At 34.5% G+C, this 13,222-nt stretch carries 5 protein-coding genes; all 5 read right to left on the bottom strand.

What is annotated here, in order from left to right; genetic code table 11:
- Nucleotides 1–6: 6 nt before the first annotated feature.
- Nucleotides 7–2,442: a glycoside hydrolase family 2 TIM barrel-domain containing protein gene (locus E0W69_RS08070; RefSeq protein ID WP_131329555.1), complete on the bottom strand. Its 2,436-nt coding sequence runs from the start codon at nucleotides 2,440–2,442 to the stop codon at nucleotides 7–9.
- An 18-nt stretch (nucleotides 2,443–2,460) separates the two neighbouring features.
- Nucleotides 2,461–5,208 (bottom strand): family 78 glycoside hydrolase catalytic domain, encoded by a 2,748-nt coding sequence (locus E0W69_RS08075; protein WP_131329557.1) that lies wholly within the window; start codon nucleotides 5,206–5,208, stop codon nucleotides 2,461–2,463.
- Nucleotides 5,209–5,210: 2 nt separating this feature from the next.
- Nucleotides 5,211–8,717 (bottom strand): malectin domain-containing carbohydrate-binding protein, encoded by a 3,507-nt coding sequence (locus tag E0W69_RS08080; protein WP_131329560.1) that lies wholly within the window; start codon nucleotides 8,715–8,717, stop codon nucleotides 5,211–5,213.
- A gap of 107 nt (nucleotides 8,718–8,824) precedes the next feature.
- Nucleotides 8,825–11,587 carry a glycosyl hydrolase family 95 catalytic domain-containing protein gene (locus tag E0W69_RS08085; protein WP_225321448.1) on the bottom strand — a complete coding sequence of 921 codons (2,763 nt, stop codon included), beginning with the start codon at nucleotides 11,585–11,587 and terminating at the stop codon, nucleotides 8,825–8,827.
- A 79-nt stretch (nucleotides 11,588–11,666) separates the two neighbouring features.
- Nucleotides 11,667–13,217, bottom strand: a complete 1,551-nt coding sequence (locus tag E0W69_RS08090) for a glycoside hydrolase family 28 protein (RefSeq protein WP_131329564.1) — start codon at nucleotides 13,215–13,217, stop codon at nucleotides 11,667–11,669.
- Nucleotides 13,218–13,222 lie beyond the last annotated feature (5 nt).

Genomic DNA, 13,222 nt, shown 5'->3' on the forward strand with positions numbered 1-13,222 from the left:
ATTGATTTATTTTTTTGAATTTATAGTTATAGTACCCGAATTCAGATGAGGCGACGTAGCCTTTAATTGAATTGAACCTTGTTTATTATTAGATTGTATAATAACTAAACATTTACCATTAAATGCTTTACGAATTGGTCTTTTTAAACCAGTTGTATCAGCTTGACAACCATTATCTGTTCCAGCAATTGAACCAGTACCTGTTATAGAGAAGCTTATCTCATTGTCTGCATTTGGAACAATGTTACCATCCTTATCAACCACTTGAACAGAAACATAACTTAAATCTTTACCGTCTGGATTTATAGTTTTTCTATCGGCAAACAATTGAATTTTAGACGGCGCACCAGCTGTTTTTATTTCTTTAATTAATACGACTTTTCCATCATGCCTGGATACGACTTTTAGTATCCCCGATTCATAAGGAACTTTCCATGAAACATGTAAATCATCTCCTTGCTTTTTCCGAACACCTAGAGATTTTCCATTTAAATATAGTTCAACTTCGTCTGCATTGTTGTAGTAAGCCCAGACATCGATTATTTGTCCCACTTCCCAATTCCAATGAGGCAACAGATGTAAAACAGTTTTGTCAGACCACTCACTCTGATACATATAATACACATCTTTAGGAAATCCTGCCAAGTCAACAATACCAAAATAAGAACTCCTCGCTGGAAACGGATAAGGAGTAGGTTCGCCTAAATAATCAAAACCAGTCCAAACAAATGTCCCAGACAAAAATGGATATTTCTGAATTATCTTCCACGTTTCTTCATGAGAAGAACCCCAATAGGCAGCTACATTATCATAGGCCGAAACCGTATAGTCTTTGTTTCCATTCAAGATGTATTTTTCTTTGGAATTAGCAGGCCAAAAAATTGTAGTGTCACTAGGTTTATCATAATGCCCACGGCTTTCAAGTGCAGAAACCGTTTCAGAGGCAATAAATTTTTGACCCGGATATTTTTTCAAAAAATCAGGATACATTTTCTCATTATAGTTCCAACCGAGAACATCCAACTCTTTAGCTTGATAGATAAAATTCTTTGTCGTATCCATTTCAGTTAAGGCGGACGTAATAGGACGAGAACTATCTAATTGTTTAGTGAGTGTTACTAGCTCTTTTGTCAATCTTATTCCGGAAGAATCGAACTGTTCCCGTATTTCATTTCCGATTGACCACATGAAAACGGATGGATGATTACGATCTCTCCTTATTTGATCTTGAAGATCTTGCACATGCCATTTTGGAAAATCTAAATGATAATCAAATTTGTTTTTCTTTTTTGCCCACATATCGAAAACCTCATCCATTACTAGAAATCCCATTTTGTCACATAAATCCAGTAATTCAGGCGCAGGCGCATTGTGGGAAGTTCGGATAGCATTGCAACCCATCTCCTTTAATATCTGTAATTGCCGTTCTATGGCACGAACATTTACAACTGCGCCTAATGCACCCGCATCATGATGTAAACAAACACCTTTTATCTTAACAGATTTATAGTTGAGATAAAATCCACTTTCTCTATCAAAATGAATATTCCGCACACCAAAATCAACTGAACAAGAATCTACAACCATTCCATTTGTATCATAAATATAGGTCTTCATAGTATACAAAGAAGGATTCTCCGGAGACCATAATACAGGATTATTTAAATTTATTGTAGTCGTTGTAGTACTTTTATTTGCTTCAAGTTTGATATTGGATTGGCTTGAGCTAACCTGTTTGCCATTATTAGTGTAAACAATGTTTTTAACTAGAATTTTTCCTTCTTTATGTAACTTATTTTCAATAGTTGTGGATGTTGTGATTGTCGTTTTAATACCTGTAGTAGTTTGCTCAACTTTAGGTTCAATAAAAGTGCCCCAATGCGCTATTTGTATTGCGTTATGAACGGTAATCCAAACATTTCGATATATTCCCGCGCCACTGTACCATCTAGATTCCGGTTGTTTGCAATTATCAACTTTAACGACAATCTTGTTTTTTTGACCATTCCAATTCAAATAAGGAGAAATTGCATAACTAAAAGAGATATAACCATTAGGTCTTTTTCCCAAATAATGGCCATTAACCCATACTTCACTATTACGATAAATACCGTCAAAATCAATAGAAACATACTTATTTCTATAAGTGGAAGGCAATAAAAATTCTTTGGCATACCAACCAATACCACCAGGCAAAGCGCCTTGATTAGGTGTAGTAGGATATTTATTACTGAAATCGTGATAAATACTCCAATCATGCGGCAACTGAACTGGCTTCCAACTGCCGAAATTCAAAGTATCTATCAGTCCTTTAGTCGAATCATATTCGTAAAACAACCAATTATCATTGAAAGAAAATCTACTCTTATCTTGTGCAAATACGTGGAAACTAATACACAACATAAAATTTAGACTATACCAATATTTAATAATTTTTTGCATCCGTTTTCTTTTAAAATACTATTTGATTTTGTATTTAGCTCTAAACTGATAGTTACCAGAACCAATTGTACACATCACCCGCTTCTCGTTCTTTTTCAAATTAGAAGAATTAATATTTTGTTGACGCTCCGTCAATTGGACAAAATTCTTTTTGGGAAAATAAATATTCGCTTTGGCATTAGAAGGAATTACCACATCCAATACTATATCATCCTTTTCTCTTTTCCAATTGCAAACTATTGTTCCATAAGAGGAATTATAGGAAGTATTGGCATAAGAAATACTATCTACAAAATCCGGGTCAATATCAATATTCTTATATCCAACAGAACCAATACTTTGCTTAATACCTCCCACATTTTGATAAAACCATTCCATAAGATGTCCTAGCATCAAATGGTTATTGGAAACCGAACTATAAGCCTGCCAAGATTCTGTCAACGATGTGGCTCCATGACTCAATTGATAACCATAACCAGGCACATCAGACCTATTATTCATTTTGTAAATCACATCCGATCTCCCTGCTTCTGCCAGAACCAATAACAAATATCTAAAACCAATATCACCTGCGGTCAATCTATAGTCATTTTTTTCTAAGGAATCAACTATATTATTTATTACTTTTTGTTTATTGGAGGAATCAACCAATTGCATATAAATAGCCATCGCATTGGAGGTCTGGCTTCCCGTTCCATATTGAGCAGCGGTAGGATTGTAAAATTTTTCGTTGAACGATTTCTTAACTTTCTCGGCCAAGGAGTTGTATATTTTTATATCATTTTCTTTTTTCAAAAGTTTTGCTATTTTGGACATTACAAGAAGGTCGTAATAATAAATAGCAGTAGCCGTTAGTCCTTGAGGCGTTAATTGCGAAAATCCTGATTTTTCAAGCCCGATATCATACCAGTCACTAAGTCCTTGCATCAATATTCCATTATTGGATTTGTTTTCCAGATATTGAATATATCGTTGCATCATGCTATAATTTTCTTCCAAAAACCTTATATCACCGTACCAATTATAAGCGTACCAAGGAACAAGAATGCTGCTACTACCCCACTCTGGAGAATCCCTAAATGGTTCGCTAAATTGTACAAATTCTGGGGCAATTTCTGGAATCAAACCACTATCTGTCTGTGCCAATCGCATATCTTTTAAAATCTTTGGAATAAAAGAGGCAATGTCAAAATTGTATTGTATTGAGTTACCCATCAAATGCTCTTGCTCCAACCATCCCAGCTTTTCTCTATGAGGGCAATCTGTAAACAAACTTACCATATTGCTTTTGATCGCCCATTGTATTAGTTTGTTTGTTTGATTAAACAAAGTATCAGAGCAAGAAAACGAACCGCACGAATTAGCAGCGTTGCGAATCTGCAACATTTCTATTGAATTAAGTTTCGGCGAATTGCCGTTTTGCTTGGGAATCATTTCTACCTGAGCATAGCGAAAACCATAGTAAGAAAAACGCGGTTGCCAGATTTCATCGCCACCACCTTTCAATATATACGTAAAATAATAAGGGCTACCAGTTGCCTTTTGATTGGCTTCTGATTTTTCATTTAAAAGTTCGGCAGGAATGATTTGGATAGTATCGCCTTTATGTCCTTTGACATTTATTTTAACTATGCCAGAAGCATTTTGTCCAAAATCATAAACGATAACATTCTTTATCGTTATTTGTTTTACTGGTTTAAAAGTTTTCATCACTTTTACCGGTTCTTGCGTATTGCTACTCAAAACTTTCGGACCGCTAACAACTATTGCATTTTTCCAATTCCTCAAAAAATGAGGTTTATCCCAACCAACTTGTTCCAAATTGGCATCATAATCTTCACCTCCATAAATCGAAGAAAATATTACTGGGCTTTTATCAACCGACCAATGTTCATCACTATTCAAGCGTTCCGTCGATCCATCTTTATATTGAACAACCAGAGAACAGATCATCTTTGGAAAACCGTAAACAACTTTAAGTTTTTTAAATCTCTTGGACGGTGTAAAATAGAAACCGTTGCCCAACAATACACCAATGGAATTTTGACCCATATTTAATTGAGATGTAACATCAAAAGTCTGATAAATCGATTCCTTTTCATAGTTAGTCCATCCTGGATCTAAAAAATGATCACCAATTTTTTTACCATTCATACTCAACTCGAAATGTCCTAGTCCTGCTATAAAAATAAAAGCATTCTTAATTTCTTTCTTTACCGAAAATTCTTTACGAAACATGGGCATAATTTCGTTTTCAGGTATTTTTTTTCCTTTATTTACAGAGGATGGCGCAGGAATAATTTTCAAGGAATCTGCCAATTCCTGAAGACCGATCCATTTTGCACCTTTCCAATCTTCAAGATTGAACAATCCAGTCTGAAAAGTTGCAATCGTGCTCCAATCAGAATTTTGTCCATGATTATCCCAAATCTTTACTTTCCAAAAATATCTAGTGGCCGCTTTTAATTTCCGTCCTTTATAGTCTATTTGAATAGAATTATTAGATTTTAATTTTCCTGTATTCCAAATTTCTCCGACATTTTTTAACAACGCAATCGAATCTTCAGAAACTAAAACTAAATAAGCTATCTGTTCCGTATTACGCATGACACTTTGAATCTTCCAACTAAAATGAGGTTGTGTTGCTGTTATTCCTAAAGGATTGACTCTAGATTCACATCTTAAATCATACAATTGCAAATTCTTGCCAAACAAATGGCAAAAAAGCAATTGAGAAATAATATATAAATACAAACTTCTTTTCATCATCATCTAATTTCAATCCCAGATATTACAAGCCCATTCGCATCATTTGTCACTAACTTAAACTTATAGTCTCCAGCATTAATCATGCTATCGGAATTTGTTTCTATTAAGCTCCATTTTCCTTCTTTTGTGAAGTCCAATATAATTTCTTCAACTTTCAGAACTGTATTGGAAGTATTTTCTAATATAAGTTTTCCAAAAAGTTTTTTATCTGTCATATTGGAATATTTCAAAGTCAAAGAATAAATATCCGCAACACCTGTGTGAAAATTGAAAATCAAGGTATCGTTTCCCCTATATTGTGATTGAAGAACATTTTTCTTATTAAAAGAAATTCCCTTCCAATTTCCATTACTAAATAAGGCATCGGTTGCTTTGTAAGCAGTTACAGCTTTCAAATCGTAAGCAGGCAAAATATTTGTAATTGGTTGTGCACTAACGAAAACCTCATTGCTCTGTTTAAAATACAAACTATCACCCTTTGCCATCCTTCGTCTATAAACTGTTGACTTACCAATACTACTATCCGAAATAAAACGAATCAATTCAGGCAATTTTTCAAATTTCTGCAATATTGGAAGAGTCGATTTATTGCTCGAATCAATCGCTACATATACATCAGCAGAATCTTTAAGAACAAGATCCAAAGGTGCATTTTTGCATATGTTCTTTGTTTGTAACCATTCTGCCCCATACAAATAATATGGTAAGCCACTAATTATTTTATGATCATCCAAGTAGGGTTTTGTATTTGTTGAAAGCCAATTTCTAATTGTGAAGAATGCAGAATCACTTTGATTTTTAAACTCAAAATAATTGGAAGTAGACATAAGTGATCGCATAGTGCTATTTTTGGATGAAATCGCTATAGCTGAGATAACTGCCTGTCCGGCTTCTATATTCGGAAAATTCAAACGTAATAAACCACTTTTTACATTTACAGTATAGGATTTCTTTAATGCTCTAGCAAAACCAACTTCGTTCCATATATCGATGTTTTTTTCAAGAACTACACCGTTTGCCGCTACATCAAAAAGCCTCCAGCCTTTTGCATCCTTGTTTCCTCCTTTTCCAAACCATGGTTCTACAAAATACAATTCAACTGTATAGTTGCCATCAGCTAAAGGAAAACGATATTCCAATGCTTGTTTTCCATAACGATATGTTTGAAAAAGACTCCAATCTTGCGTTCCTTTTATTGGATCGCTTATTTCACGCTGACTAGCAAATACAGGATTTAATTCTTTAAATTTTGTAGCCCAAGAAATCGAGCCCCAATTTGTTTCATTACTATAATTGATATCCGCGTCCCATTTGTTACCATTATGATCTATATATTGGTCGCCGCCACAGTTGACCCTATAAATATAATGCAGATCTTTGGAGTCATTTGTAATTAACTCATCTTTAGTTTGCAAATCCTTATAGTTTGGAGAATTGGGCAAATAGTGTAACAAAATAACATCTTCACATACTACTTTTCCATTGACATAACCTTTGGCGTAAAGCACATTGTATTTCACAAAAATATTGTCCCATTCAAAATGATAACCTTTAATACCCGAATTTTTCTTTTTCCCAAATGAAATGGTTTTGGTATCATTGAAAAGTTCTACTTCATCACAATTCGAATATACTTTTATAGTTGCATTTTGAGCTTTTTCAAATCGATCTGGCCAATTGTGCGAGGCGATATAGACCATTGGATCGCTTTTAGCATCAACATAATTGGAACGAAACATATAATATACATCTAAAGGCTCTCCCCAAGATGTCATCAAACCTTTATAGTTGACAGGACCTATACGATCAACTTCTCTCATACCCTCTCCTCCTTGTACTCTACCCGGATTATCATGCGAATTGTATAACCAAAAGAAATGTCCGCATACGCTATCTTTTACAGATTCAGCTTTTCTAACTTTCAATTCAATGAGATCCGTCATATCGTCTTCATTGTATTTTCCATTTTGAGACATATTTGAAGACTTATACAAATCGATAGAACGCCATGCACCATACTCTCCAACCAATAATTCTTTTTTTAACTCCTCTCCATATTGATTAGGGTCACCACCATAAGTACCACTCCAGTTTTGCGGAACATCCCAATCAGTACCTTCTCCACCATTACAAGTGTTTATCATACGCTGATTGAAAGATGTAGGATCCATTTCATGAATGATAGCCATACATTCTTTTGCAAATTCTTTTGGAAGACGACTTTCATTTTGTAAACCCCAAGTTACTACGGAAGGATCATTACGACGCTCCTTAATCCAATCTTTCAATAATGATTTAAAATTCTCTTTGAATGTTGGATTATCAAACCAGATATGCGCAGAAAACTGTGGCCACCAAAGAATACCATCATGATTCCAATAGTACTGATATTCCAAATTATGTGGTTGATGTGCATCTCTGAAAGCATTAAATCCGGCCGCTTTAATTTGCTCAACTCGGGATTTTATTTCTTCCTTTGTAAATGCGTGACTTCCACCCAAAAGATGCTCATATTCGGCAATACCATTGATAAAAACAGGTTTTTCATTGAGTAAAAATTGTTTACTTCCTTTATTATTTACAGGCCAAGACACATATCTAATACCATAGTCTGTATAAACGATATCTACCAATTTTCCATTAGAAAAGATCTCCGTTTTTAATTGGTATAAATAAGGATTTTCTAAAGACCACAAGTGAAATTTTTTCAATACAATTGGGTCAAAATTTATAATCGAATTTTCTTTAGATGATAGTGTTTTATTTTGTTTTGCGGTTGCAACTACTGTTTTGCTTTCATCTATCAGTTGGTCAACTACTTCTATTTTTTGAGGAATATTTCCATAGTTGTGAATTTCTACCGTTGACAAAATTTCAGCTTGACTGCCTAGTTTGTTTTCCTTATTCCAAATATGAATTCCAAAAGGTTCTACTCGAATAGGATCCGTAACTTCTAAATGTACCGGACGAAATATCCCCATAGGTTGGGATCCTTCAGAAAATCCCCTTTCATCTGAACATCCACCACACACCCAAGGAAGATCTCTAATCATAGCTAGATGAGCGACCTTCACTGCAACTATATTTTCTTTTCCATTGTAGTTAATTGCATCCGAAACATCCAAGGAAAAACTTGTACGTCCTCCATTATGTTTGCCTATATACTTTCCATTTAACCAAATACTTGCATAAGAACTAACGCCTTCGAAACGAAGAAAATAACGTTTTCGTTTATTAGGATTCTTTATTTCAAAATTTAGTCTATACCAAGCATATCCGTGAAGATTACCATGCGTAATGCGTCTATATCCATAGTAGTCATCCCAATTATGTGGAACAGAAATGGTTTTCCAATTTTTAGCATTATACCCAATATCTTTAAAAGAATTGTATTTGGTACTATCGTTTTCATCCATATTGGTTTTCCATCCATTGTTTAATAGGAAGTCTTCACGAATCGTTTTATTTTGGGCAAAGACATTTTGAATTGGCAAAACCAGCAGCATCAAAAAAAATATGTAATTTTTACAATTATTTATACTTAAACAATATATTTTATTTGAATTCCAATTCATAAAAGCAAGAAAATCAAGAAAATTCTAAACTATAAAAATTAATTTGCAAATTTTAAAATATCGACATCATATGGCTTATTCGCTAACAAATTTAAAGTTAGCATTTTTCCTTTATAAACAAATGCATATTTTCCATTATCTGTCGCCTTCACTACTAATTTCGATAGCCTATGTAGTTTCCATGCGACATTCAGCTCAACATCTCCCCTAGCTTTAACACCGTTGACAAAACCTGATGATAGAGAATCTGGTAATGCAGGTAATAGTTCAATATAGTCATTCTGACTCTGAACCAGCATCTCGGCAATACCAGCAGGGCCACCAAAGTTACCGTCAATTTGAAATGGAGGATGAGCATCCATCATATTGCGATAGATACCACCTCTTTCCGGAAGTCCTTCTCGGTCTGCAGGAGAAAGCAATAAATCAATCATTTTCAATGCATGATTACCATCTTTCATTCTAGCCCAAACGTTAAGTTTCCATGCCGTACTCCAACCCGTGCCACTATCACCACGCATATTCATAGAAACTTTCGCAGCATTCATCATTGAACTATCTTTATAACTAATATCTGTCCCAGGAAAGACGCCCCAGATATGTGAAATATGGCGATGTTGATCTTTAGGATCATCAACATCATCCATCCATTCTTGTAATTGACCATATTTTCCAATTTTATTTGGGGCAATTAGCGGTAATTGTACGACAAGCCTATCATCTAAATCAAGGTCTACAATACCCAATACTTTAGAGGCTGCAAGATAATTTTTAAAAAGACTTCTTATCATCTGATGATCCATTGTAGGGCCAGCAACCAAGCCACCATGTTCTGGAGAATTGGACGGGGTACTAATCAAAAAATCCGTTTTGGAATCTTTTACTAAAAATCCGATGTAAAATATAGTTGCATCTTTGATGGCTGGATACATTTTACGTAACAATGCAGTATCTCGAGTAAAAAGAAAATGATCCCAAATAGCTTGACAAAGCCAAGCAGAACCGGTAACCCAAATACCATGATTAGAAGCGTTGATGGGAGCCGTAGCTTTCCAAATATCTGTATTATGATGTAATACCCAGCCATCCAAATTATAATGTTCTTTTGCAACTACACTTCCCGTTTTTGTCAAATCTTGAATCATGTTGAACAAAGGTGTCTCACAACTCGATAAATTTAAAGGATCGGCAGGCCAGTAATTCATTTCCAAATTGATATTGGTAGTGTACTTGCTACCCCACGAAGGATTGAGTTGATCATTCCAAATTCCTTGTAAATTTGCAGGCAGAGGCGAGTTTTCGCGTGAAGAAGCAATCAACAAGTAACGACCATATTGCGCATACAACGCAATTAAATTGGGATCTTTTGAAACACTATATTGCAAAATGCGTTGATCAGTTGATAAACTAACATTGGGGAAAGTCTCAGAACCAAATCCTATTGAAAACTTTTTGTACAGTTTTTGATAATCGGTAATATGATCAGAAAGAATGGTTTTGTATGACTTTTTATTGAGTTTATCCCAGTATTTTGTACATAATTTTACTGGGTCTCCTGAAATATCATCGTAAGCTATATAGTTAGTTGCCGCTACTAAATAAACCGATGCTTCATCTGCATCTCGAACTAGTATAGAATCACCATCAACTTTAATAGAACCTTCTTTTGTTTTGACATATAGATTAGCGACTCCCCATAATTTTCCATTCTTTACCTTTACAGTCATTTGAAGTAAATTTCCCCTATCGGCTTTTATATTGATAGATTTATGAGGACTGTTTACAACAGTCGAAAAACTAATACTTTTTTTCTTGTCTGCAGTAAAATGAGCAACGATTGTTTGGTCAGGATTACTAGCAAAATAAGTTCGCTTATATTCAATTCCATTTTCTTCAAAACGAACATTTGCTAACGATTGCTCAATATCTAAACTTCGCTTATAATTAATTACATTATTAGTTGATGGAAACCGAAAATAAATATCTCCAAAAGGTTGATAATCTGCTTCATATTTAGGAAACGCTGGAACATCTTGATTTTGGATAGTATATGACCACAAATTCCCTAAAGAAATGATATCTCTACTGTTCTCTATTGGGAATAGTACAAATAATTTTCTGCCGTCCTTAGTTCCATTAAAACCACCTTTGTCATTCCAATTTATGACTTGGATATGGACAGTATTGATTCCCTCCTTTAAAATTTTAGAGGAAACTATATATTCTCTTTTAGCAAGTTGCCCTTTTGTTTCACCAACAAGATGTCCATTGATGTATGCATAATCATCATCTCTTATTTTGCCAAGATACAATTTCAAATCTTTTCCCAATAAGGATTTAGGCAAATTGAATTCCACCCGAAACCAAATCGCACCATCCACTCCATCCAGTCCTTCCTTTTCCCAACCATTAAGCATCGGAAGTTGAATCTTATTTTTGTATAGAGTAGTATTATTAAGATATTGGGTAGTATCTTTTCTTACATTCTTTAACCAAACGATACATTGATCATCGTAATGCTCTTCATTAATACGGATCCCCATAAACTCTTTTTGTGCAAGATCTTCGGCTTCTTTTTGTTTCCCATTTGCAAATAGTTCTCTTATTTTTGGTAGATATTTGTAGGCTCCTTTTCTAGCGTTATTATTGGGTTCACCTGTCCATAATGTAGATTCATTAAACTGCAAATGCTCTAGTTGTGGATCTCCAAATATCATTGCCCCAAGTCGACCATTACCAATAGGCAAAGCGTCTGTCCATTGTTTGGCTGGTTTATCATACCAAAGAAGTCCATTTTGCACTTGGCTATTTGCATGAAAATTTAATACTATTAAAAATAATAGCAACAACCATTTAAGTTTCAATAGACAATATGCTTTTTTATTTAAGGATGGCATCTTTTTTTACATCATAGTCTTTTACGACAACTTGCGAAACATTTCTAAAATCATTAGTTCCAAAACCTATATTGGAAGTCGTCTTTCCTGAAAGTTGAAGAAAGGTTTTAGTTCCTTTTTTAGGTCGGCAACCGTCAATGAACAAACCATCAACATTAATAGCGCTTACCCAAGGCTTTTCCTCGGTGGATTTTTCTAGTTTTAAATACTTCAAATCAATATCCGAACTATTTTCTATTTTAACTAATGAAGTTTTTACACCTGAAAAAAATACGTTGTTTAAAGAAATATTTTTAGAATAATGAATATCAAAACCGTTTTCCGCTTCCAAATGTATATTGGAAAATGAAACATCCTCAATTGGCATTTCTTCCAAACCGTTGATGAATACCGCATCTTTAGTATTGGCAGTAACATTAGAAATGTGAATGTTTCTAAAAATAGGTGTGCGCTCCGATACCGGTCCAATTGTTGATTTTGCGTAACGCGTATCCAAAACAAATGCTTGTTGCTTGATGTTGTGCATAATGATATTGTCTACTCTGATATTCTCCACTACACCACCGCGACCTCTAGTCGATTTGATGCGAATACCACGATCCGTACCATCAAAAATACAATTGGAAATAGCAATATTTCGTACACCACCTGACATTTCACTTCCGATTACAACACCGCCATGCCCTGAAAGCATCGTACAATTCGTAATAACATAGTCTTCTGCAGGAGCTGCTTGTTTACGTCCGTCCTCATCCTTTCCAGATTTTATAGTAATACAATCATCACCAACACTGATATGACAATCTGAAATATGAACATAACTACAAGATTCCGGATTGATGCCATCCGTATTAGGAGAATGTGGATTGTTAATCGTAACAGAACGAACAGTTACATTTTTGCAAAACTCAGGATTGACCGTCCAAAACGGAGAATTTTGAATTGTGATACCTTCTATCAATACATTTTCACAATACATTGGCTGTATAAATGGCGGACGTAAAAAACCACGTTTTAACCATTTGGAGTCTGGTGGAGCTAATACATTTTTGTTGTTTTCGAAAAAAGTATTTTCCCATTTGGATTTTGGTTTTTTATCATCAAAACCTTCCGAATAATTCCACCAATTACGCCCATGTCCATCAATCAAACCTCTTCCAGTAATAGTAATATTTTTAGCTTTGTATGCATAGAAAAAAGGAGAAAAATTAATAACTGTCGTCCCTTCCCAACGAGAAGGTACCATAGGAATATAGTTATCAAAATCATCACTAAAATGTAATTCCGCTCCTGCATCAATAAATATTGTAATGTTACTTTCTAATTTGATGGAACCTGTTAAGTATTTGCCTGCAGGAAAATAAATTGTTCCTCCACCTTTTTGAACCGCTTTTTGGATGATATTGTCGATTGCATTTTTACCTACAAAAGTGCTATCATTAGGAATGCCATATTTGGTCACATCATAGTACCCTTGAGCGGATACAATTGACGTAATCAAACTTATAATTACAATATTCAAAAATCTAAACATAGTAT

This window comes from Rhizosphaericola mali (genome assembly GCF_004337365.2).
Classification (GTDB): Bacteria; Bacteroidota; Bacteroidia; order Chitinophagales; family Chitinophagaceae; genus Rhizosphaericola; species Rhizosphaericola mali.